Source organism: Cardinium endosymbiont of Philonthus spinipes, assembly GCF_964030745.1.
Taxonomy (GTDB): domain Bacteria; phylum Bacteroidota; class Bacteroidia; order Cytophagales; family Amoebophilaceae; genus Cardinium.
The window spans coordinates 844,803-867,571 of record NZ_OZ034918.1 but is presented as its reverse complement, the minus strand read 5'-3'; the positions used below and the strand labels follow the sequence as shown (position 1 = coordinate 867,571).

Sequence of the window (22,769 nt, the reverse complement as noted above, 5' to 3'; positions counted from 1 at the left end):
GTTACTTTTTCTTCGACGGTGCCAGATTTTTAAATTGGGCGTAGCAAGATAAGAATTTTTTATGTTCAAAAGCAGGTGTACCGGAAAGGGTAATATTTCCTTTTGGAAAAGATCGGGTAATACCAGCTCGACCAATAGCTGTAATATGGTCTCCCAAATGGAGGTGGCCCGCAATACCTGTTTGACCACCCAACCTGGCGTAATCACCTAGCTTAGTGGATCCAGCGATCCCTACTTGTGCGGCAATCCCCGTATGCTTGCCAATTTGAACATTATGGGCCACTTGAACCAAGTTATCTATTTTAGTTCCTTGTCCTATTACAGTAGCACCTACAGTAGCGGCATCTATGGTAGTATTGGCACCAACTTCTACATCATCCTCTAAGCGCACATTACCAACTGAAGGAATGGCTTTATAGCTACCATCTGAGTGGGTCAAAAAGCCAAAACCAGCACTACCGATTACAGCACCGGAATGAATCACACATCGACTACCTATCTCCGTATAGGCCGCTATTTTAGCCCCACTATAGAGTATGGTATGGTCGCCAATGGTCACATAATCTCCCACATACACATGTGGATAGATTTTTACCTCTTTACCAATGACCACATGATGGCCAATATAGGAAAAAGCAGCTCGGTAAATATTTGCTCCTACCGTAGCCTCTTTGCCTATATAAGAAGGAAACTCTATACCGCACTTAGGGGCCATTTTTTGCTGTTGCACCTCCTCTATAAGCAGGCAAAAACAGCGGTAAGGATCTTCTACACCTATCAAGGAAGCTGCTACTGGCGCAACGGGCCTAAAATCTTTCGCTACAAAAACAGCAGCAGCTTTTGTTTGGTAAAAAGCAGCAGTATATCTGGTATCGGAAAAAAAACCAATGCCACCAGCACGCCCTTCTGTGAGCGTACAGAGATGGGTTAAGGCTACCTGGCTACTACCAGTTAATAGCTCGCCATTAAATCGCTCTATCAACCCTGATATGGTCCATTGCATGATATTCTTTCTTGATAAAACGGGAAACACCCATTGTTTATAACATTTAATCAGCCTGCATGAATCTATCTATACCAACTCTGCACAAACCTGCTGTATAAATTCAGCCAAAGTCATAGTGATTTGCCCCTCTTGTTTGCGAACGGCAACAGTTTGATTTGCCATTTCTTTTTCCCCGACCACTATGATATAGGGAACCTTCCGCAATGTGGTCTCACGAATTTTTTTTCCGATGGTTTCATTGCGGTCATCTAATGTAGCACGCATGCCCTTTTCCAATAACTTTTGCTGTACAGTCGTAGCATAACCATTGTATTTATCAGACAGCGATAAAACGGTTACTTGTTCCGGCGCTAACCAGAGCGGAAATTTTCCACCTGTATGCTCAATAAGAATGGCTATAAATCGCTCTAGAGAACCAAATGGTGCACGATGGATCATAACGGGTCGATGCTTCCCACCATCAGCCCCAATATAGGTCAAATCAAACCGCATAGGCAACTGATAATCCAATTGAACGGTACCCAATTGCCAGCTTCTCCCCAATACATCCTTGACCATAAAATCGACTTTTGGGCCATAAAAAGCTGCTTCCCCAACCACGGTAGTGGTTTGCAAACCCTTTTCTTGGGCAATAGCCTGAATGGCTGCTTCAGCCAAGTCCCAATCTGCCGACTCACCTATATATTTATCACTATTAGGATCTCTAAAAGAGAGTTGCGCAGTATAATCCTTAAAACCCAATAGATCAAATATATAAAGCACCAAATCAATCACTTTAGCAAATTCTTCTGGCACTTGATCTGCACGGCAAAAAATATGCGCGTCATCTTGCGTAAAACAGCGGGTTCTGGTCAACCCATGCAAGGCACCATGTAATTCATAACGATAGACGGTACCAAATTCTGCCAAACGTATGGGTAGCTCTTTATAAGAACGGGGTGCACTATTGTAAATCTCACAATGATGGGGACAATTCATCGGCTTTAAGAGATATTCTTCTTCAGCTTCAGCCGTACGAATAGGCTGAAAACAATCTTCTTGATACTTTTCATAATGGCCAGAGGTGATATAAAGTTCCTTATGTCCAATATGTGGCGTAATAACTGGCTGGTAGCCACATTTGATTTGCTCCTTTTTTAAAAACTGCACCAAGGTATCACACAATAACGCCCCCTTAGGCAACCAAAGGGGTAGGCCCAGCCCTACCTTTTCAGAAAAGGTAAACAAGCCAAGCGCTTTGCCGATCTTTGTATGGCTCCTTTTCTTGGCTTCTTCTCTAACATGGAGAAAATCAGAAAGTTCTTTTTTGGTTGGAAAGGTAATCCCATAGATACGGGTAAGCTGTTTATTTTTTTCATTACCCCGCCAGTAGGCCCCTGAAACATTTAAAATTTTAGCAGCCTTGATCCATCCAGTATGGGGCAAATGGGCACCTTTACATAAATCGATAAAATCGCCTTGCTGATACAAGGTAATGGTACCATCGGCTAACCCTTCTAATAGTTCTAATTTATAAGGATCTTCTTTTTTAGTAAAGAAGTCAACCGCTTCTTGTTTAGAAACTGCTCGACGAATAAATGGATCTTTCCGCTGAGCCAGCGTAATCATTTTTTTTTCTATGGCTTCTACATCTAAGGTGTCTGCTGAATGGGGAGCTAAATCTACATCATAATAGAATCCCTGTGCAATAGGAGGACCTATACCAAATTTAACTCCAGGATAAAGGCACTCCAAGGCTGCCGCCAAAAGGTGCGCAGAAGAGTGCCAAAAGAGCTGTTTTCCTGCATCATCCTCCCATCTAAGAAAACGAATGGTAGCATCTGTTTCAATAGCACGAGCTAAGTCATAAACCGCTTCATTGACTTGAACCGCTAAAATGTCCATTGGCACCCCCATTTGCTGGGCGATATCTAAACCAGTACTCCCTTTGGGAAATGACCTTTTCTGGCCATCTATTAGAATCTGAATCATCGTATTGTATCATCTATTATTATAAGTAAGCAGCATATCATATATAAAGGTGTAGCCTTGCTCCTGGCCTATTCGAATACCTTTCTCTTGGCCTTCTTGGATTCCTTCACGTCTAACTTTCTCTAATGTATTGGCTTCTATTCTAAGCCACTTCAAGTGGTCTTCATAAGCCATTCTTTCCTCATCGATGAAGTTCATCGTCTCTAAAACATGCAAAGCCTTATCTGCTTCATCTATGATTTGAATTTCTATATTAAACCTTTTGTCTGTTTCCCCTACTGCTTTTATATCTAATATAGATAGCTGATCACTTCTAAAATTTTTTGGGTTATAGGGGTTTAATAGGGTAACATCTACCACTTGATCTTCTGGTGCAACAGTAGCATTTATTAAAGAAATTAGCAGATCCTTATTTTCTTCTACACCAAAGATTTTTTTGAAGGAGAGGTCGACTTTTGGGGTGATTTTTTCCATAGCTTATTCTTTACTGGTAAATACAAGATATACATGTATCACACACTGCAAGATAGATATTTTTTGTAGCATTTAATCAACCTGTATAAGTTTGGTTAGATAGAGGTATGTGGAATGCTAATGGTGAACAGGGTCACCTTGCATGATTGTATCACAAATACTTTCTTTGATAGTTACAATTTCATTTTTGCTATAAAACCAATCCCAACCAGGCATTGGATTGGCTTCAAGGAATATATATCCACTAGTTGTTCGGATAAAATCTATACCAATCAGTGGGTTTGCTTCTAGGCGCCTCACCATAAGACAAAATGCTATGATTTCTTTCGGAAGGGTTATTATTTGAATAGAAAAAGCAGCTGCATATCGGTAATCCACAGCATCTTTATGCGTAATTTTTACAGCAAATACTTGATCATGGCATACATGTACCCGTATATCATCCCCTTCTATCTGTTTCTGAAATAAAGTAGGTAGCGTATGTAAACCATTTTGTTCCCACCTGTCAAAAACATGGTTATTCACTACAATAGATCTAACACCAGAAATGGACTTTGTAATATACTGCACACCGCTTGGTTCTGAAATCCCGGCTGGGTGATCCATCATTTTGATGATAGTTGTATCAGGTAATGCAACAGCATGATATGCATGCATAACAGGTAGGACATGGGCTAGTTGCATTGGTTTAGAAGCATTAAGATATTGCGCGCTTCCTCTTCCATATACCAGTCCATCAAAACTATCCAAACAATTATGTAGTAAGTCTAACGCATTATTTTCTTGCCGTGCAAAAGGCCGATAGTAGATGGCAGCTATAGTTTCCAAACAGCTATCTTTTGTAAAAAACCTTAATACACCATTGCTATAAGAAAAATGCCATGTTACGTTACATGCTTCCAAGGGTAATAATACTCCATTTTTATTAAACGACTGGCTTGCTACCAAGTTGTACATGGTGTTATCTTTGGTTGAACCGATCGCAATGACGCTGCCAACTGTACTCGGTATAACACCAAAATTATCATTAACAATCGAGTGTTGAAAGGAATCTAATGGATGATCAGGATTATGATAAGCCAATGGGGTAGTCAGTGCTTGCAGCGTTAATTTTTGAAAATGAGGGGTATGTTGTGCATGAATCACGCGTGGAGTGGCTGCACCAAATGTAACTTGTTGCGGTGCAACAAAAAAAAGTATTTCACCTAATCTAATAGCCAGTTTTTGGCCAATGCTTGTGGCAAAACGCTTTAATAACGCTTCATTGATCTGTTCTGTCCCAGATTCTTGATTAAAAACATGATCCTTTACAACCTCAGCACCTATAGGCGTGATATAGACCAATACAGGTTGCCCAACAGGCCTTTGGTAGGCAAAGACATAATCTTTGTTTGTATGATGATTGACCATTTCAGCTACCCAATAAGTGACATCATACGGATCAGGATTCATTACAGCCTTTGGCCATGGTATCTCGCCATAAGGCCCCACATAATAAGCAGGAACATCTAGACCAGGCAGTCTATTTTTGACGATATCCCATTGCACAAACAGTGGCATAACAGATCCACTAAGCCCATAGTAACTGACAGGTTGTATACGATATTTAAAAGCAGTAAATGCAAAGTGCAAATAAGCAGTTAATTCATTTCGTGCATATTCCCTATCATCAGGATGAAACAAATGATTCCATGTCCCAGGAAACTGATGGCATCGATTGAGCAGATAGGTATCATGATTGGTCCAACATTTGGTACCATTATCTTGATCTTTAAGCGTCCATTGAATAGAGACCCCACGCTCATCTATCTGATCACATACCTGCATTTGCTCAATGAACAATTGTAGCGATACCAATGTAACATGCTGTTTCAGTAGACTTTGCTGGCTGGCTATCAACGAAACGATAGGATCTGATGGATTGTCATGAATCACTAAGATTTTCATAAATGAAACATTTTACATTTTTATAACCTATCTACATAATGATGGTATTCCTTACTAAATAATTTAATAGCAAATACCTCAGCCTGCGTAAGATCTGGATGCCATATCGTGAATAAAAGCACATGCCTATTGGAAGCTCCAAAATTCCAAGCTTCATGCGTAAAACTTGGATCAAAACAGAGCATTTGATCTTCAGGCCATATACGCTGTTGAGCAGCTACTGCAATACCACAACCCCTAGGGACCTCCAATCCTAAATGAACATTTAAACGCACATTATCTTCAGCCGCATGTGGTTTAAGATGGGTTCCTGGAACAAAACAGGAAAAAAATGCATCATCGGCAAGCCCTGGAATAGAACGAAGCAATGCCATGGTTTGCGGTAGTTCCAATTGTCTTTGGGCATACTTATTTTGATCAGGGTCTAAATCACGTATTAAGTGATAGGTATTCATTGATCCGTCCAGATAAGCAGGAGGAAAAGGCTCTGTTACATTTAAACTAAATGGAGTAAATTTTTCTTGAAATAAAATACCTTGTAATTCTGCCTTGATTTTTTCTTTACACTCCATTAATTGGTTTTTTGGCATAAATGTAATATCCCACCAGGGCTGATCCCTTAAGCCAGGATAATAATGGAAAGTGGGGTTTTGCATAGGCAACAGAGGCTTAGGCGCATTCTCAGGGTTTAATAGATGGTGCATGTTTGCTTTGAGACGATGCAAAGCTTCATTGGGAAAGTTAGCAGCAGTACGATCTAGTATTGATTTGCAAAACAGCATTAATTTTTCATTCATAGATATTTACTTTTATGTATGTATAACGCTTATACCAAGCCATCACTGTTTTAAAGCGTTTAACTTAACATAAATTATTTTTTTTATATAAGACAAATTTTTAAGAATCTTCTAAAGATCTATGAGCCTTTTGCCACATCTCGAATATGAAGGGCATAGTATGAACACAATTTAAAAGATATTATGAAGCAAACTATAGGCTATTTTGGTCACAAAGCTATGGCTGTTTATGGGTTAACAACCACAGACTTGAATGGGTATAGATAAAAGGCGTAACAATCACTAGCGTTAATCGAGCTCAACAGTTTGGTTTAAGTATCTACAATGGATATCCTAATTCAGAAGCAATCTTAAGCACCCCGTATAAATTAGAAATAGCATGTATGCTAATAAGCAAGCCTAAGCTTGGCAAAAACCAAAATATACTACAAAGGGTTAACCCAAATAAAAAATGTTCACCTAACTTTGGTAATAGTGTAAACTTTGTGAATAAGGGGGGATCGTAGCCAATATGCATAAGACTAAAGGCTAAAGAAGAAAGAAGCCCTATTACAACATATAACTTCCAGCCATAATAACGCGCTGCATATAGTACAAACCGTGCGACAAGTTCTTCGATAAATGGGCTTACCAAGCAACCATCCAGGATATAATTCCAAAATTTAGCCCTTACAAAAAGGCCACATACAATAGAAATAATAGCCAGTATACTATATCGTATATAAACTTTTTCATAGGTACCATACAGATTAGGCAACAGTTTTTTATAGATACGTCTGAGTATAGACAAGAATAAAAGTGCACAGACTAAATACTTGATCCGATATAGTGGGTAACCAGATAACCAAGTTGGGTAGTGTACATAATTCCTGTGAACAGCTACCAAAATATCACAACCAAACAAGAATAAACCCCATACTATGCAAGGCAATAGCGAAAAGAAAAAGATCACGCGCCGTTCCCTTATCTTTATTCCCATAAAGATTAAGACCCGTAATAAAATATTACCAGATATTGACAGCAATCAATCGAAAGAAATATATTCAATTCCATTGGCCTGTATTAACTGGTTGGCACCTCAATATAATAATATATAGCCCCAACATTACTTCCCCTATCTTCCATTGGCTAAAACTTATAAGAAAGTTGTGATGCACACTGCTCAGGATGCCCATTATAGTTACTCTTACCATAAGTGCCTTTATAAATACTTATCCTATCAGTAGAGTTACTTTTATCTCTCTTACCATTATCATCTTTCGTGCACCCAGAAAAGCTAATCAGCAGCTTTTTGCGTTGGGTTTTAATTTGTTCTTCCATAGCAATTATTTTATTATAAAATATAATTATCTAAACCAATTACCTAGCATAGGGTCTAGTACCATCAGTTATTTAAATAAAAAAAATGACTAAAACAAATTTATAAATTAGGGTAGTATAGCACTATTTTTTAATCTGATGTTCATATTACAAACATTACCATGGAGCACCTAATTCAGAAGACATATTATATACCCACCACAAATTAGAAATAGCATGTATACTGATCAATAAGCCTAATCTGGGATAAAACCAAAATATACTACAAAGGGCTAACCCAAATAAAAAATGCTCACTTAATTTGGATAATAAAATCGGCTTTGTAAGTACAGAAGGAGCACCACCAATATGCATAAGGCTAAAAGATAACGAAGAAAGAAGCGCTACCAAAGCGTATAGCTTCCAACCATGATGACGTGCTCCATATAGTATAAACCGAGCAATAAGTTCTTCAATCAACGGACTGACAAAACAAGTACCTAATATAGCATTCCAAAACTCAATTTTTAAAAAAAACCCACATACAATACCAATAATAACTAGCAAGCTGTAGCTAACATACACTTTTGCATATGTATCATACATACTAGGCAACCATTTTTTATAAACATACCTGAGTAAGGGTAAATATAAAAGTGCACGCAACAAATACAAAGCCCAATAGGCAGTATAGCACAATAATTTTGGATAGCTAACATGAAATCTGAACATTAGAGAAGCAAATAGGGCCATCCCCCATATTATAGAAGGGAACAATGAAAAGGCAAGGAGCGTATACTGCTCCTTTTTTATTTTGTTCATGAAGATAAGGCACGTAATAATAACTAATATTGATAGAGATTAGCAGTTTGGTTTAAGTATCTACAATGGATATCCTAATTCAGAAGCAATCTTAAGCACCCCGTATAAATTAGAAATAGCATGTATGCTAATAAGGAAATCTAACCTAGGAAAAAACCAAAATATACTACAAAGTATCAACCCAAATAAAAAAAGTTCACTCAATTTTGGTAGTAGCGTCAACTTTGTGAATAAGGAAGGATCATAGCCAATATGCATAAGGCTAAAAGCTAAAGAAGAAAGAAGTGCTACTAAAACATATAGTTTCCAACTATGATGTCGTACTGCATATAATATAAACCGGGCAATGAGTTCTTCGATAAATGGACTTACAAAACAACCATCTAGTATATAATTCCAAAATTTAGTCCTTACAAAAAAGCCGAATACAATAGAAATAATAGCCAGTATACTACATCGTATATAAATTTTTTCATAGTTATAATACACATTAGGCAACAACTTTTTATAGATACGTCTGAGTATAGACAAGAATAAAAGTGCACAGACTAAATACTTAATCCGATATAGTGGGTAACCAGATAACCAAATTGGGTAATGCACATAGCTCCTGTGAACGCCTACTAACATATCACAACCAAATAAGAATAAACCCCATACTATACAAGGCAATAGTGCAAAGCAAAAAAGCATGCGCCATTCCTTTTTTATTGTTACCATAAAGATTAAGACTCATAATAAATATTACCTAATATTGATAGAAATCAATTGTAGTAGTTGATATTTAATCTGACATTTATTAATTTGTGTTGATATAAATACCGACTACTATTATGAATTTACATCAAAAAATCATCAAGCCGAAAGTAGGCTTATTGGAGCTAGCAAAAACGTTGGGGAACATTTCATCGGCGTGTAAAACTATGGGTTATAGTAGAGATAGCTATTATCGCTTCAAAGCCTTGTATGAAACAGGCGGTCAAGAGGCTTTACAAGAGATAAGCCGTAGGAAGCCGATTATGGCTAATAGAGTAGATCCTAGTATAGAAAAAGCAGTAGTAGATATGGCGATAGATTATCCAGCCTATGGCCAGCTTAGAGTATCTAATGAACTAAAGCAACAAGGTATCCTGGTCTCTCCTGGCGGTGTCAGGTCTATCTGGTTACGTAATGACTTAAATAATATAAAAAAACGTCTTAAAGCCTTAGAAGCTAAAATGGCTCAAGATGGCCTTGTTTTAACGGAATCTCAGCTATCCGCATTAGAAAAACGTAAGCATGAACAAGAAGCATGTGGAGAAATAGATACAGAACACCCTGGTTATTTAGGCTGTCAAGATACTTATTACGTTGGTAACTTTAAAGGGATAGGTAAGGTTTATACGCAAGTATTTATAGATAGTTATTCTCGGGTAGCTCATGCAAAACTCTATACTGATAAGACAGCCTTGACAGCTGCTGATATGTTAAATGATAGAGTATTGCCTTGGTATCAAGAACAAAGCATACCCCTCTTGCGCATTCTAACAGATCGTGGTACTGAGTATAAAGGTAAAATAGAGCATCATGCCTTTGAGTTGTTTTTAAGCATAGAAGGCATAGAACATACTGTTACTAAAGCCTATTCACCGCAAACCAACGGGTTCTGTGAGCGGTTTAATAAAACGATGAAACAGGAATTCTTTGATACAGCTATGCGTAAGAAGATCTATACAGACCTGGATGTCTTGAAACAAGATTTAGATAGCTGGTTACATTATTATAATCATGAGCGACCACATTCTGGAAAGTACTGTTACGGTAAAACGCCTATACAAACTTGGGAAGATAGTAAAAAACTAGCCTTTGAAAAAAATAATCAAATCGCGTATCTTAAGAGCATACCTGACAAACTAAACTTAACTGACATCTATACAGTCTAATTTTTACTGCCTGTCAGATTAAATATCAACTACTACAAATCAATGATAATAAATATGTTTCAATCCTAGTGGACTATTTAATTGCCTGATTGACCCAATGCAGTAAGTAACCAACAGGGTAAAATAAAAATGAATGGGGAAAGAGAATAGGTGCCTTTATAAATACTTATCCTATCAGTAGAGTGATTTTTATCTCTCTTACCATTATCATCTTTCGTGCACCCAGAAAAGCTAATCAGTAGCTTTTTGCGTTGGGTTTTAATTTGTTCTTCCATAGCAATTATTTTATTATAAAATATAATTATCTAAACCAATTACTTAGCCCTGGGCGCTAGTATCAGCAGTTAGTTTAATAAAAAAAATGACTAAAACAAATTTATAAACAAGGTATAGGTATAGTGGACTGGTTTATCCATTAAACATGTTGAACAGTTAATCGTTCCTAACTAAATGTTATGTAAACTATCTATCTTGCAATGTGTACAACGATTATACATTCCTAAAAATACAAGGAACAGGATATGGATTATAAAAATAAGTCAATAAAAAACTCTGGTAAACAAGCAGATGTTACCTATAGTGTACAAATCCCTATTGGGAAAGCCAGTATTAAGCAGATGATAGATGCTGGCTTTTATGCAGATAAAACCCCTTATATTAACAAACTTTTTAAAGATGATGGTACTTATTTTTTCTTTATAAGACCGCGTAGATTTGGTAAATCTCTGCTGCTAGATACGATAGATCAAATAGCAAAAGGAAATAAAGCATTATTTACAGGGTGCGCTATTTATGAAGATCCAACCTATAAATGGAAAAAATATCCAGTTATTTGGTTGAATTTCTCAGAATTAGTTTCTAAGGAGTCTGATTTATTGGACGAGGAACTACAATATAAGCTTTTAGAAATTGCAGCTAACCACGGTATCCATAAACTAAAAGCACCTTCACTTAGCACGAAATTGGCTGAGCTGGTAAATACTCTAAGGAAACTGCAAGAAGGTTATGAACCTACCCCCATTATCTTAATTGATGAATACGACAGTCCACTAATTTCTTGTAAAGAAGATCAATATGAAGGGGTGCTCTCTGTTCTTAGTTCTTTTTTTAAAGTTTTAAAAGCCCGCCAGAAAGACTGTAAATTTATTTTTGTAACGGGTGTAACTAAATTTCACTTATCTGGTCTTACATCAGGGGCCAATTCGGCTAATGATATATCCTTGCATGAAGATTATGCAGAGATGTTGGGGTATACAGAAGAGGATATTGACAACCTATTCCTTAGCAAGGAAAAAATTATTAATCCAGTACTTGAAAAACTTAACAGAAAAAAGAGACAGGAAGAAAAGTACACACTTATTCAACTCAAGCAAGCGTTAAAGGATTATTATAATGGGTATTGCTTTACAGATGATAAAATCATAAGCGTTTATAATCCAGACTCTATATTAAAATTTTTTAGAGATAAATCATTTGGTAATTACTGGTCCAACTCTGGTAACCCTACCATCTTACTACAACAAATCAAAAATAATATCGGTAGGTTCAACATAGATTGGGATAAAGATGACTTTATAATGAGTCAAGAGTCATTCGAATATGTTGCCAGCACGCTCCATACAATTCCCCTACTGCCTCTAATGTATCAAACCGGGTACCTTACGTTAGATCCTGATGGATTTACAAATGATTGTAGAATGGACAAAAACGAAACTGATTACTATTTAAAATTTCCTAATGGGGAAGTAAAATCTGCTTTAAAACTTGTATTAGCTGATTTTATAGCTCAAAAACAAGAAGAAGCAGGAAGGGTATATAGAGATTCTATTCTAGATTATTTAAGAACGGACAACTGGTTGGCCTTCTTTAACTGCCTTAGAAGTGGTTGTTTGGCCAAAGCAGGCTACCGCTTTCTCGATAAATCTGAAAGAAGTTTTCAGGGTGCTTTATACTCCTTTCTCAACGGTGCTTTTCATACCAGCGATGGTACTTGGGCCAGTGCTGAAAGGGATAGTGGCATAGGCCGTACAGATATCATTATGGAAGACCAATATAATGGAAATAGAACCATCTATATTTTTGAGCTAAAAGTAGATAAACCAGCCTTAGAAGCTTTGGAGCAAATACGTCATAAAGATTATAGCCTTCAATATGATTTATGCCATAAGAAGGTGCTTATAGGTTTAAAATGTGATGCTGCAAAACTCAATATTACAGAGGCAGTTATTGAAATACATCAACGCGATGAGTGGCATACTTTTCAGGTAATGTCACGTAAAAATTTTAACGTTAATGCTGCTGGTTACTTTCAAGAAGCAGGAGTATAAGTTATAGAAATGGAAATAGAGACTTGATGTGTGTGATTCGTATAGTATACTACTCCTTTTTTATTTTGTTCATGAAGATAAGACACGTAATAATAACTAATATTGATAGAGATTAGCAGTTTGGTTTAAGTATCTACAATGGATATCCTAATTCAGAAGGGGTCTGTCTTTTAAAGTGTGTAACTTATTTTTTAGTGTTTTTAGATTCTGTTTTCGAATTTAATTAAAAAATGAGCCATAGCCTCACTCCAATTTTGAACCGAGCTGGTCCATTTTCTAGTCATGTAGTTAATAGTTAAATATAATGTTTTAAACACAGCTATATCGTTAGGAAAGACCCTTTTATTTTTGGTAACTCTACGAAATTGGCTATTTACAGATTCGACGGCATTGGTTGTGTAAATGACCCTACGTATGGCACTAGGATATTGTAAAAACACCATCAGATTATTCCAATTAGCATACCAAGACTTGGCTATTTGTGGGTATTGTTTGTCCCACTTAGTAGCAAAAGTTTCTAATGCCATCAGGGCTTCTTCTTCCGTAACTGCCGTATAAATTGGCTTTAAATCAGCAGCTAATGTCTTTCTATGTTTATAAGAAACATATTGTAAACTATTCCTAATGGCATGAACAATACAGAGTTGGTGATCTGTTTTAGGGTATACAGCAGCGATTGCCTCAGACATACCTGGCAGGTTATCTGTACATGCAATGAGCATATCGTTCATACCCCGATTTTTGAGTTCTGTTAAATTGCCTAACCAAAATTTAGCTCCTTCATTTTCACTCATCCACAGACCTAAAACATCCTTTATGCCAGATCTATCTATACCTAAAGCAACATAGACTGCCTTGTTGATGATACGTTTATCTTGTCTAACTTTAACTACAAAACAATCAAAAAAAACAATAGGATAGACTGATTCTAATGGGCGATTTTGCCATATCTTAACATCTTCAATAACAGAATCTGTGATGTTACTTATGAGGCTTTCACTAACTTCTGCACCATATAATTCCTGTATTTGAATCTGAATATCTGATAGGCTCATACCTTTAGCATACAGAGATAAGATCTTGTCATCTAGACCAGGAATTCTTGTTTGACGTTTAGGTAATAAAACAGGTTCAAAAGTAGAGGATCTATCTCTTGGAACTTCAACCGATATAACCCCATTATCAGTGACAACTTGCTTGCTGGATAAGCCATTACGTGAATTCTCTGAATCACTACGAGCATGCTTGTTATAGCCTAAATGGCTATCCATTTCTGACTCTAATGCTTTTTCTACAAGACGCTTACTTAATTGTTTGAGTAAACCGCCTTGGTCAAATAGGGTCGATAAGTCTACGCCTGAATCTACACGTACATCTATAGCCTTACTTATGCCGTCTTTAGGTATGTCTTTTCTTTTCATCTTTTTAGGGTTAAGCGTTAATGTCTACAAAAATAGACAACCTAAAAATTATTTACACACTTTAAAAGACAGACCCAGCAAGTTTATTTAACAAATTGATTACCCTCTTTAGGTAATCTTCACATGCTTCCTCTACCGAAATATTTATCTTATCGTGTAACTCAAAAAGCTCAGCAATATCATACAATTTTCTGTTAAGGCTCTTTTTTAATTCCGTTGGGTTGTCTTTAGCCAACTCTGAAAAATTCAACCAAATAACAGGATATTTTTCCCATTTGTATGTTTTATCTTCATAAATAGCACACCCTTTAAATAATGCTTTATTCCCTTTTGCTATTTGATCTATGGTGTCTAGGAGTAGAGATTTACCAAATCTACGCGGTCTTATAAAGAAGAAATAAGTACCATCATCTTTAAAAAGTTTGTTAATATAAGGGGTTTTATCTGCATAAAAGCCAGCATCTATCATCTGCTTAACACTGGCTTTCCCAATAGGGATTTGCACACTTTCGGAAATACCTCCTGATTTCTCTGCTATTTTTAGTTCTTTCTCTTCTTTTTTATAATTCATATCCTGTGCCTTTTATTTATGGATGTAGAAGCGTGATGCACACTGCAAGATAGGTAGTTTTTATAGCATTTAATGGTATTTTAGCTAAAAGTCCGATTTGGGATAAACTGGAATATTGGAAATATTGTACGTTCATCCTCTGGTAAAGCCAGTAATAATGCTCTTTCGGACTGAGAAAGAATTTTTCTCCTCGGCATATAATTTACATTGATAATTATTTTTTAGATTAATTTTGATTGGAATGCTTATCGCATAAGGGTATACGCCAACGATATAACAAAAATGTTATGTAATTTCATTAATGAAATAATCTATATGAGATATATTCAATGATATAACCTAAATACGATAAATTCATGAAAATATGTTCATAAGAGCTTATTTGAGAGCTTCAACTCAAGACCAGTTTGCAGATCGCGCAAAACAAATGCTCGAGCAGTTTGTTCATGAAAGAGGACATAAAATCGCCAGCTATTACCGAGAAAATATAAGCGGAACAAAACTGGAAAGACCAGAACTGGGACGGCTATTGATGGACAGTCACCAAAATGATATTTTACTGGTAGAGCAGATAGATAGGCTGACACGGTTGAATAACAGTGATTGGGAAACACTGAAAAAGAAAATTCAACAGCACGAAATAAGAATTGTAAGTCTGGATATACCTACCTCTTGGCAGGCTTTGTCTGACAAAGAACCAGCACAAAATGATCCAGTAACCCATGCGGTAATTTCCGCAATCAATAATATGCTCATAGACCTGATGGCCGCAATGTCGCATAAGGATTGGATTAGCCGTCAGCAACGACAGAAACAGGGAATCGAAAGAGCGCACGAACAAGGTAAATATAGGGGAAAACAGGCTGATCATGAGCGACACCAGAAAGTGATCTACTACCGAAATGAGGCCGTTGCAATAGACCTTTACGATTTGCCATAAAAAGTATCTTTTTATTTTTTAGAAGAAGGTAAAAAAAGGTTAAATTCTATTGATTTTTTTAGGTATTGATGCTTAAAACTTTTAATAATATTGTGTATGTCGCTCAAGCAAACTAAGCAATTAAGTTTTTCAGATATTTCCGCCAATAAGCGTAAGTGCAAACACACTTTCTTTGATCAAATCAACAAGCTAGTTAATTGGTCAGTAGTAGAAAAAGCACTCCGATTACATTATCCTAAAGGTTTACGTTTATCAGGCAAACCGGCCTATAGTCCTCTGCTTCTATTCAAAATGCTATTGCTACAGACGTGGTATGGCTTGAGCGACTATGCAGTCGAAGAAGAAGTGAATGATCGTATCACTTTTAGCAGATTTTGTGGTATTTCGATGGATAGTTCTGTTCCAGATCATAGTGTACTAAGTAGATTTAGAACTACCCTTACAGAGAAGAATGCTTTAGAAAAGTTATTGCATATCATTAATAATCAGCTATCTGATCATGGTGTATTGGTTCAAAACGGTTCAGCAGCTGTAGATGCTTCTATTACCCCTACCCCTAGACGCCCTAAAGGTAAAAAAAGCTACGATCTGCATGAAGATGGAACCATAACCACAGCTGAAAGTTATCAAAAAGGAGTAGATCCAGAAGCAAGTTGGATAAAAAAAGGCCATCATCTCTACTATGGCTATAAGCGGCATGTTCTTGTGGAAAGCAAAGAGGGGTTGGTGCTAGCCGTAGGTACCACAAAAGCATCTAGTCATGATAGTGGGCATTTACAGGTATTATTGGATAAAGTAAGGCTAAAATCAGGCAGCAGACTCTATGCAGATAAAGGCTATAGCGGGTCGCCCAACGAAAATTTACTAAAGAAAAAGAAGTTAAAATCAGCTATTCAGAAAAAAGGGGCTAGAAACAATCCTTTATCACCCACTGCTAAACGGTTTAATAAATTAGTATCTAAAACGCGCTATAAAGTAGAACGGGTATTTGGAAGTATTAAAAGTTGGTTCCGTAGCTCAGGAGCCAGATATATAGGCCTTGCTAAAACCCATACGCAACATGTTATGGAGGCAATAGCCTATAACTTATATAGGTCCCCAAACATCATATTAAGAGGTATCTAGGGGAATGGTGTGTCCAAAATAGATTGAAAATGACTAAAAAATCAGTAAATAAATAGTTTTATACCACTATAACATCAAATATGGCAAGGAAATAACCCTGGAAGATTAATCAAAATTATACCTTCAACCTATCACAACGGCCTCGAAGTTTCTTTTTTGGGTATAACCCACACTGTTGGGTATAGCCCGCGGTGTGGGTGGGGGCTGAACAATAGATTGTTTCATTGCCTTTACTGCGCACCAAATCTTTTATCGGTGGCCATAAGTGCTGCGCATACCAATACTCCATGTAAAAAATAAGGAGCCAATAATTTGTAGAAATACCACAAACTTTGTTTTTTAAACTAAAAATCCTTATTATAAATTTTAACATGCATTAGCCATATAATGATTGTTTTTTTAACCATTCCCTTTATGATCTGCTTGAATATGCCGCTATATATAGTGGCGACTTTTTTGGTATTAACCTTGGTGGTAGGTATCTACTTTAGTAGAAAAAAAACCAATTTTCGAGAATATGCAGTGGGAAATAAGCAATTTGCTACCGCTACTTTGGTGGCTACGGTATTGGCTACTGCTTATAGTGGGGGGGGATTAGTGCGCAATGTGGAGCTTGTTCATAGTCTTGGACTTTACTGGTTAATTGTCTCAATTTTAGGAGATTTAGGCTTGTGGATAGTCGGTTGGCTAGCACTACGCATGGGGCCATTTATGCACAATCTTTCTATGGCAGAAACTATAGGTAACGTTTATGGTAACTGCCCCAGAATTATTGTGGCTCTTTTCAGTATTGCTTCTTCCATTGCCATGGTTGCTATGCAAGTGCATGTGATGGCCTTGTCGATTAAGATATGTATAAGTTCAGTGAACCCTGTAATGATTACAGTTTTTTCTACGTTAATTCTTATCTTTTATTCCTCCTTTGGAGGTATTCGGGCCGTTGCTTTTACTGATATATTGCAATTTATAACCTTTGCAATTATTCTTCCTTTCTTGGCTTGGCTTATGTTTGAGAAGTTGGGCAAGCCGGTTTCAGAAATTATTCCATTTTTATGTAGTCAAGAAAAATTTCAACTCAATACTTTACTCCATTTTGATATGAATCTGCTGGCCATGATTGGCCTAATTTTAGCTATTCTTGTATCCTATATAGATCCAACCATTATTCATAGAATTTATATCTCTTCTAGCCCTATTCAGGCGAGAAGCACTTTTTTGTATGCTGGTTCTTTTGGTATAATCATAAATATTATCATATCGTTAATTGGCTTGTTTGTTTTTGTAGGTGCACCATCGGTGCAGGAAGCAGGGATCTGGGATTATATAATGGAGGGTATGTCTCCTGTTTTTAAGGGTTTCCTTTCTGTTAGTTTACTGGCTATGGCCATGTCTACAGCTGATTCTTGCTTAAACTCAGGCGTTGTTGCAGTTAGCCATGATATGCTGGAAAGTATACGTGGTGCAAGTGAATCTCCTTACCCTTATCAGTTGCGGCTTGCTAGGATTGCTTCTGTTTTTATAGGCCTATTGGCGATGGTACTAACTTTCTACTATAATAACTTGTTGGATTTACTTAAGCTCAATCTTGATCTTTACATACCTATAACAGTTGCTCCTTTTATCTTAGCTATTTTTGGCTTTCGTGGTACTGCCCGTACTGCTTTGATTGGTATGGCTACAGGCGTGCTTACTATTTTAGCCTGGAACAAATGGATTGTGCCCTTAACAGAGATGGATGGCTCCTTTATTGCTATGCTGGCCAATGGATTGGCTATGCTGGTTGCACACTATTTACTCAAGCAGCCAGAAAGTTCAGGTTGGGTTGGTCCGGATCACCAATTTAAACAAATACAACAGGCACATGCGCGTAAGCGGGCGGAACGAAAAGAGGCTTTTAAAAATGGTTGGGCCAATAGAAAAGTTACATTGGCCAGCCTGCTGCCTAGTGATGCTGCCGTACGTTTAACGGGCCTCTATATGGTTACTACTGCTGTTTTGGATTATTGGTTTATTAAACCAGATCATATCTATTGGGCTGTATGCCAAGGCCTTTTAGGTGCGCTTTTTACCTCTTCTAAAACTTTCTTTAGCAAGTCGGTACCTGATTGGTTTGTTGGCCTGGTTTGGCTGATAGGGTTATCGGTTTACCTTCCTGTCCATCTGCTTTGGCAATGGTGGCATCTGATAGACCCAATCTTTACTGCATCTTTATCTTTGACCCATTATGCGATCATCTTATGGGTACTCCCCGTCTACTTGGGTATAGGAATTGTAGCCACTACTTTATCCTTAGCTATTTATCCCATTGCTACTGGATTGTCTTTTCCACTATTATTTTCCCTATTTCCTCTATTTATAGCGAATCTACTAGTGTTTGTTATCATCATTGGATTGAAGGTCAAAATGGGTAGCTATACTACGCAAATTCTTTACTTAAAGCATCAAGAAAAGATTAGAGCAGCCCAAAAGCTAAAAGCCTCCCTCTATGACTCAGCTATAGTGCCGGATGCTATGGTGCGTAAGGCCAAAGGATATGGCACTATTTTAACGCAAGTAATAGGCAAAATTGAGGAATCTATCTCTTTTTTAGATAGTAATGTTCCTCTTTATAAGCAAGACTTCCAGAGTATTATCAATAAACTTTATGATTGGGTAGCCTACTTCAATAGGAGGGCCAAGGCTAAAAAGCATGCCCTGTTGCAACCTACTAAAATTGCCTTAGACAAGCTGCTTCGCAAAGTGGAGTTGGCCTTGTCGCAAGAGGTAGCGGACCCACCTAGGTTATTGGTAGAACAAGCAAGTGATCTGTATGAGCCGTCTTCTGGCCATATTGTATGTGATATCAACCAAGTAGTCTATTTATTGGTTCAGGCTGTTTTGCGTATTGGTAAGCTAGAAGAAGCTTGTGGACCAGTTGTGCGCATACAGCTCCATCCGACTGCTTTGCGGTTTAAGCAAGCTGATCCTGTTGATGGGAACCATCCTGCTTATATGCTTTTTCAAGCTACAGCTTTGTTAATAAGCCAGGCTACTGTGGCTCCTGAGCTGCAAGTAAAGGAGTGCTATGATGATGTGGTAGAGGCTAGCCATCATCAAGCATGCGAAGAAACGTCACTATCCGTAGATCTTCAGCAGGAAACTATTTCAAGTATTGTTGGCGCCCATTATGGCTATTTGGAAATACTGGATACTAGCAATCAACCCGCCATGTTACTGATACTTCCTAATGACGTCACAGATATCTTGAGTAAGATGACTGCTAAACTACCACTAGATTGTTTAAGCTCAGCATCTCCTGTCACCCCTAAGGAACAGGCAGATTCGATGATGACATTGATGCAGTTCTATGACTATGTCTCCAAATCTTCTTATCAATCAGATCCTATTGATGCAGGTACAGTTTCTCATCTGCTTTTATTATTGCGAGAACATTTTGGCTTTAAGCGGCATGCTTCGGGTCAATTGTTTTATGTACGTGCGGTAGGCATTGCTGAATTGGTGGTAGATTGGGTTTTTCACTCTCCTAAAGTGATTTATGCCTCTTTGCTCTATGAATTGGTACGCCATACCTGTTTGCCGCTCTCTTATGTGAAGGAGCATTATAACTTAGGCGTCTATGCCTTTGTATTGAATGTAGTAGGGATAGATAAGCGGCAAGCGCTGGATCACCCTTCATTGCTGTATGTGCAGAATCGCTTGAAGGAAGCACTTAAGGAAGATCATATACAGCTTTCTGTTCTATTTATCAAACTAGCCGAACGACTCTATGACCTACGACATGCTGCAGGTTATATTCATCTAACAGAGGTTCACCATATGGCACAGGAAACCCTTGCCATAGATGTTAAGCTAGCCAATACATACTTGGCTCCAGAGATAGGTGCAGCATTGGAAAATGCAGCTAAAAAGGCACTGGAGCTTTGTAAGGATATCAGCAAAGGTGAAGAAAAAGAGCAAGGCAGTTAGTTGGTCTATCTGCTTTCAGCGCATAATGTTTAGCTTGTTGAGTGCTTTCCTATATTTATGGGCATTTTTTACATGCTCTGTATAATCATGCGTAAAGTAATGTAATCCTGAAAAGTCTTCCTTAGCTGAAAAAAATAGGTAGTCATGGGGTATATAATTAAGTACCGCATCAATCATGGCTATGCTAGGTAAACCAATAGGCCCAGGTGGCAATCCCTTTTTACGATAAGAATTATAAGGGGAGTTGATGTAAGTATCCTTTTGCAACACTCTAGAAATGTTAAAAAACTAAGTATACATGAAACCGCTCAAGCTACCGGGTACAGCGCTTCTCAAGTATGCCGTATTCAACGATTGCATTTTTTTGACAATCAAAAAATGTATCCTTTCAGGGGTGTGGTTTTTAGGCAATAATATTCTGGAGTTGTTTGAAAGGATTTAGGTTTTGTTGTCTCCAGGTTAGGTACAAAGAGATGATTCGCTCTACGAATCTATTGCCCCGTTCGGATTGCGTAAAGTAGCAGTTTTTACGATATAGGACGTAATGCCTGATTTGTCTTTCGGCCAAGTTATTAGTCAGGGGAATGTTTAGTGGATCTTTGCAAAATTTCCACAGCATAGGCTCTGCTCTCATGATATTTCTGGCTACTCGATTAGCATGGACAGCCCCTGGTGTGCTAGCAATAGCTTTTAGGCCATACCAGATCCGTTTACGCAATTTTCTAATGCGTCTTAAAAAGGTAAACAGCTCTATAGTATCTTTGGCAAAGGCTCGATGTAAGGAAAATAGTTCACTAGCCATCTTTTTTAAATAAAAACCCAATACTTTAACGCCACTATGGCAACTATGAGCAAATCTTTCAAAATCTCTGGCTAAGTGTGACCAACAGAGTTGCCGATGGGTAGGTGGAAAGTAATTGTAGGCCGCATATCTATCACTAACAATAATCTGTTTCTTAGGTTTTAATCCACTACTTTCTAAAATTTTCTTGCTTCTGGATTTTGTTAGTTTAAGGAGGGTAACCATAGGATTAGTAAAAATCCAGCACCAACCTAGTTTACCACTATTAAAATGACCAGTTTCGTCTATATGTAGTACCTGACTTGCTCTAATGGCTGCTTCTATTGATTGGTAGGCTGATTGACACTTAGAGGCTACCCTTCCTTCGCTATTAGAGATGCTACCAAGACTGATATCAAGGTTAAAAATATCTTTTAATATATGGCGAACTTCCTGCTTCGAGTTTTTATAAAAGCCTGTTAGGGAACTAATCACTGATTTAATTCTAGGACCAAAGGTATCTGAGGTAACACCTTGAGGAAGAGAAGCAGTATGGCGTTTGCCACATTGTCTGCAACGTCCATGGTGCACATGATAATTGATTACATGTGGCTTGATCTCCGGAATATCTATTTTTTGATGAATATAAGGCTTGGCAGCCATCGATACATGACCACCACAGGAACATGAATCTGAAATAGATAACTCAATAACTTCATCTGCTAACAGCTTGGTACGGGTAGTACCTGGATGGCCAGGTTGACCGCCTCTGTTACGTGTGCTTTTTACTTTATTACGCTTGATCTTATATAATTCCTTGGAACTAGGAATCGAGGAAGTTTTAGAGGTGAGACCTAACTTGTCTTTTAATTTGCAATTTTCTTCACTTAAAGATTTATTGGCGGCCGATAGAGAGGTAATAACTTCTTTTAAAGAACTATTGTTAGCGGTTAATACTGCAATCTCTCCACGCAATGCGGCATTATCTGCCTCTAGCACGCTAATACTCGATTTGAGAAGGCTAATTTCTGATTGTAAGGAAATAACTATCGAGGATAAAGAATCCATCTCTTTGATGTGGAATGAAACTAAAGAAAACTAAACTTAAAAAGTTATTTGAGATTTTGCAACCCTAAAAAACCACACCGCTGAATCGTTACCAAAAAATTGAAGCTAATCACTTGCAGTAGATTCCTCAGAAGTCAGGAAAGTACAATCATAAAATACTGCATCTATCGTACAAAAAATAAGCTTAACGAACTATGTTAATAAGCAAATTTTTTGTTAGAAAAATACTTCGTTTTTAAGGTTTATTTTGATTGGGATGTGGACTTATGGATAACTTGATTAAGTTATCCATAAGTCCACATCATAACTATTATAATTATAATTTATATTGA

General features: G+C 37.4%; 19 protein-coding genes. 5 read left to right on the top strand and 14 right to left on the bottom strand.

The features are described from left to right. Position 1 precedes the first annotated feature (1 nt). The 9 genes from lpxD to AAHM81_RS03645 form a co-directional block, all read right to left on the bottom strand. A complete protein-coding gene (lpxD, locus tag AAHM81_RS03685) occupies positions 2 to 1,003 on the bottom strand; it encodes a UDP-3-O-(3-hydroxymyristoyl)glucosamine N-acyltransferase (protein WP_342265155.1) in 1,002 nt (333 codons plus the stop codon). A 69-nt stretch (positions 1,004 to 1,072) separates the two neighbouring features. Continuing rightward, positions 1,073 to 2,977, bottom strand: a complete 1,905-nt coding sequence (gene thrS / locus AAHM81_RS03680) for a threonine--tRNA ligase (protein WP_342265154.1) — start codon at positions 2,975 to 2,977, stop codon at positions 1,073 to 1,075. A 9-nt stretch (positions 2,978 to 2,986) separates the two neighbouring features. Beyond that, on the bottom strand, positions 2,987 to 3,451 hold the full coding sequence (locus tag AAHM81_RS03675) for a PD-(D/E)XK nuclease family transposase (RefSeq protein WP_342265153.1): 465 nt from the start codon (positions 3,449 to 3,451) through the stop codon (positions 2,987 to 2,989). Between the two features lie 117 nt (positions 3,452 to 3,568). Beyond that, positions 3,569 to 5,398: a hypothetical protein gene (locus AAHM81_RS03670; protein ID WP_342265152.1), complete on the bottom strand. Its 1,830-nt coding sequence runs from the start codon at positions 5,396 to 5,398 to the stop codon at positions 3,569 to 3,571. 20 nt (positions 5,399 to 5,418) lie between these two features. After that, entirely contained in the window at positions 5,419 to 6,195 is a 777-nt protein-coding gene (locus tag AAHM81_RS03665; protein WP_342265151.1) for an aspartyl/asparaginyl beta-hydroxylase domain-containing protein, read from the bottom strand. 319 nt (positions 6,196 to 6,514) lie between these two features. Continuing rightward, a complete protein-coding gene (locus AAHM81_RS03660) occupies positions 6,515 to 7,174 on the bottom strand; it encodes a CPBP family glutamic-type intramembrane protease (protein ID WP_342265150.1) in 660 nt (219 codons plus the stop codon). A gap of 149 nt (positions 7,175 to 7,323) precedes the next feature. After that, complete coding sequence (locus AAHM81_RS03655; RefSeq protein ID WP_342265149.1) at positions 7,324 to 7,515, bottom strand: hypothetical protein; 192 nt, start codon at positions 7,513 to 7,515, stop codon at positions 7,324 to 7,326. 156 nt (positions 7,516 to 7,671) lie between these two features. Beyond that, positions 7,672 to 8,316 (bottom strand): CPBP family glutamic-type intramembrane protease, encoded by a 645-nt coding sequence (locus AAHM81_RS03650; RefSeq protein WP_342265148.1) that lies wholly within the window; start codon positions 8,314 to 8,316, stop codon positions 7,672 to 7,674. A 60-nt stretch (positions 8,317 to 8,376) separates the two neighbouring features. Then, positions 8,377 to 9,036: a CPBP family intramembrane glutamic endopeptidase gene (locus tag AAHM81_RS03645; protein WP_342265147.1), complete on the bottom strand. Its 660-nt coding sequence runs from the start codon at positions 9,034 to 9,036 to the stop codon at positions 8,377 to 8,379. A 113-nt stretch (positions 9,037 to 9,149) separates the two neighbouring features. Here AAHM81_RS03645 and AAHM81_RS03640 point away from each other — a divergent pair, with 113 nt between their 5' ends. Further along, on the top strand, positions 9,150 to 10,238 hold the full coding sequence (locus AAHM81_RS03640) for an IS481 family transposase (RefSeq protein WP_342265051.1): 1,089 nt from the start codon (positions 9,150 to 9,152) through the stop codon (positions 10,236 to 10,238). A gap of 77 nt (positions 10,239 to 10,315) precedes the next feature. On the opposite strand, the gene AAHM81_RS03635 is transcribed toward AAHM81_RS03640, so the two are convergent. After that, a complete protein-coding gene (locus AAHM81_RS03635) occupies positions 10,316 to 10,513 on the bottom strand; it encodes a hypothetical protein (RefSeq protein WP_342265146.1) in 198 nt (65 codons plus the stop codon). A gap of 246 nt (positions 10,514 to 10,759) precedes the next feature. Here AAHM81_RS03635 and AAHM81_RS03630 point away from each other — a divergent pair, with 246 nt between their 5' ends. Then, a complete protein-coding gene (locus AAHM81_RS03630; protein ID WP_342265145.1) occupies positions 10,760 to 12,565 on the top strand; it encodes an AAA family ATPase in 1,806 nt (601 codons plus the stop codon). Between the two features lie 200 nt (positions 12,566 to 12,765). On the opposite strand, the gene AAHM81_RS03625 is transcribed toward AAHM81_RS03630, so the two are convergent. Both AAHM81_RS03625 and AAHM81_RS03620 read right to left on the bottom strand, forming a co-directional pair. Beyond that, the gene (locus tag AAHM81_RS03625) at positions 12,766 to 13,986 is read right to left on the bottom strand and encodes an IS256 family transposase (protein WP_342265144.1); all 1,221 of its coding nucleotides are present in this window, start codon (positions 13,984 to 13,986) and stop codon (positions 12,766 to 12,768) included. Positions 13,987 to 14,047: 61 nt separating this feature from the next. Continuing rightward, on the bottom strand, positions 14,048 to 14,557 hold the full coding sequence (locus tag AAHM81_RS03620) for an AAA family ATPase (RefSeq protein WP_342265143.1): 510 nt from the start codon (positions 14,555 to 14,557) through the stop codon (positions 14,048 to 14,050). A gap of 364 nt (positions 14,558 to 14,921) precedes the next feature. Between AAHM81_RS03620 and AAHM81_RS03615 the strand changes: the two genes are divergently transcribed. The 3 genes from AAHM81_RS03615 (at position 14,922) to AAHM81_RS03605 (ending at position 20,588) form a co-directional block, all read left to right on the top strand. Continuing rightward, on the top strand, positions 14,922 to 15,497 hold the full coding sequence (locus AAHM81_RS03615; protein ID WP_342265142.1) for a recombinase family protein: 576 nt from the start codon (positions 14,922 to 14,924) through the stop codon (positions 15,495 to 15,497). Between the two features lie 96 nt (positions 15,498 to 15,593). Continuing rightward, on the top strand, positions 15,594 to 16,622 hold the full coding sequence (locus tag AAHM81_RS03610; RefSeq protein WP_342264943.1) for an IS5 family transposase: 1,029 nt from the start codon (positions 15,594 to 15,596) through the stop codon (positions 16,620 to 16,622). Between the two features lie 414 nt (positions 16,623 to 17,036). Then, positions 17,037 to 20,588, top strand: a complete 3,552-nt coding sequence (locus tag AAHM81_RS03605; protein WP_342265141.1) for a sodium:solute symporter family transporter — start codon at positions 17,037 to 17,039, stop codon at positions 20,586 to 20,588. Between the two features lie 15 nt (positions 20,589 to 20,603). Here the strand turns inward: AAHM81_RS03605 and AAHM81_RS03600 are convergent, their stop codons facing one another. Both AAHM81_RS03600 and tnpC read right to left on the bottom strand, forming a co-directional pair. Then, positions 20,604 to 20,855: an endolytic transglycosylase MltG gene (locus AAHM81_RS03600; protein WP_342265140.1), complete on the bottom strand. Its 252-nt coding sequence runs from the start codon at positions 20,853 to 20,855 to the stop codon at positions 20,604 to 20,606. Between the two features lie 136 nt (positions 20,856 to 20,991). Next, a complete protein-coding gene (gene tnpC, locus AAHM81_RS03595) occupies positions 20,992 to 22,437 on the bottom strand; it encodes an IS66 family transposase (protein WP_342265139.1) in 1,446 nt (481 codons plus the stop codon). Positions 22,438 to 22,769 lie beyond the last annotated feature (332 nt).

Excerpts from the sequence above, each read along its gene's own strand:
- AAHM81_RS03635 (WP_342265146.1), bottom strand. The coding sequence starts at position 10,513 with ATGGAAGAACAAATTAAAACCCAACGCAAAAAGCTACTGATTAGCTTT.
- lpxD (WP_342265155.1), bottom strand. The coding sequence starts at position 1,003 with ATGCAATGGACCATATCAGGGTTGATAGAGCGATTTAATGGCGAGCTA.
- thrS (WP_342265154.1), bottom strand. The coding sequence starts at position 2,977 with ATGATTCAGATTCTAATAGATGGCCAGAAAAGGTCATTTCCCAAAGGG.
- AAHM81_RS03650 (WP_342265148.1), bottom strand. The coding sequence starts at position 8,316 with ATGAACAAAATAAAAAAGGAGCAGTATACGCTCCTTGCCTTTTCATTG.
- AAHM81_RS03655 (WP_342265149.1), bottom strand. The coding sequence starts at position 7,515 with ATGGAAGAACAAATTAAAACCCAACGCAAAAAGCTGCTGATTAGCTTT.
- AAHM81_RS03620 (WP_342265143.1), bottom strand. The coding sequence starts at position 14,557 with ATGAATTATAAAAAAGAAGAGAAAGAACTAAAAATAGCAGAGAAATCA.
- AAHM81_RS03645 (WP_342265147.1), bottom strand. The coding sequence starts at position 9,036 with ATGGTAACAATAAAAAAGGAATGGCGCATGCTTTTTTGCTTTGCACTA.
- tnpC (WP_342265139.1), bottom strand. The coding sequence starts at position 22,437 with ATGGATTCTTTATCCTCGATAGTTATTTCCTTACAATCAGAAATTAGC.
- AAHM81_RS03630 (WP_342265145.1), top strand. The coding sequence starts at position 10,760 with ATGGATTATAAAAATAAGTCAATAAAAAACTCTGGTAAACAAGCAGAT.
- AAHM81_RS03625 (WP_342265144.1), bottom strand. The coding sequence starts at position 13,986 with ATGAAAAGAAAAGACATACCTAAAGACGGCATAAGTAAGGCTATAGAT.
- AAHM81_RS03670 (WP_342265152.1), bottom strand. The coding sequence starts at position 5,398 with ATGAAAATCTTAGTGATTCATGACAATCCATCAGATCCTATCGTTTCG.
- AAHM81_RS03660 (WP_342265150.1), bottom strand. The coding sequence starts at position 7,174 with ATGGGAATAAAGATAAGGGAACGGCGCGTGATCTTTTTCTTTTCGCTA.
- AAHM81_RS03610 (WP_342264943.1), top strand. The coding sequence starts at position 15,594 with ATGTCGCTCAAGCAAACTAAGCAATTAAGTTTTTCAGATATTTCCGCC.
- AAHM81_RS03640 (WP_342265051.1), top strand. The coding sequence starts at position 9,150 with ATGAATTTACATCAAAAAATCATCAAGCCGAAAGTAGGCTTATTGGAG.
- AAHM81_RS03665 (WP_342265151.1), bottom strand. The coding sequence starts at position 6,195 with ATGAATGAAAAATTAATGCTGTTTTGCAAATCAATACTAGATCGTACT.
- AAHM81_RS03605 (WP_342265141.1), top strand. The coding sequence starts at position 17,037 with ATGATCTGCTTGAATATGCCGCTATATATAGTGGCGACTTTTTTGGTA.
- AAHM81_RS03675 (WP_342265153.1), bottom strand. The coding sequence starts at position 3,451 with ATGGAAAAAATCACCCCAAAAGTCGACCTCTCCTTCAAAAAAATCTTT.
- AAHM81_RS03615 (WP_342265142.1), top strand. The coding sequence starts at position 14,922 with ATGTTCATAAGAGCTTATTTGAGAGCTTCAACTCAAGACCAGTTTGCA.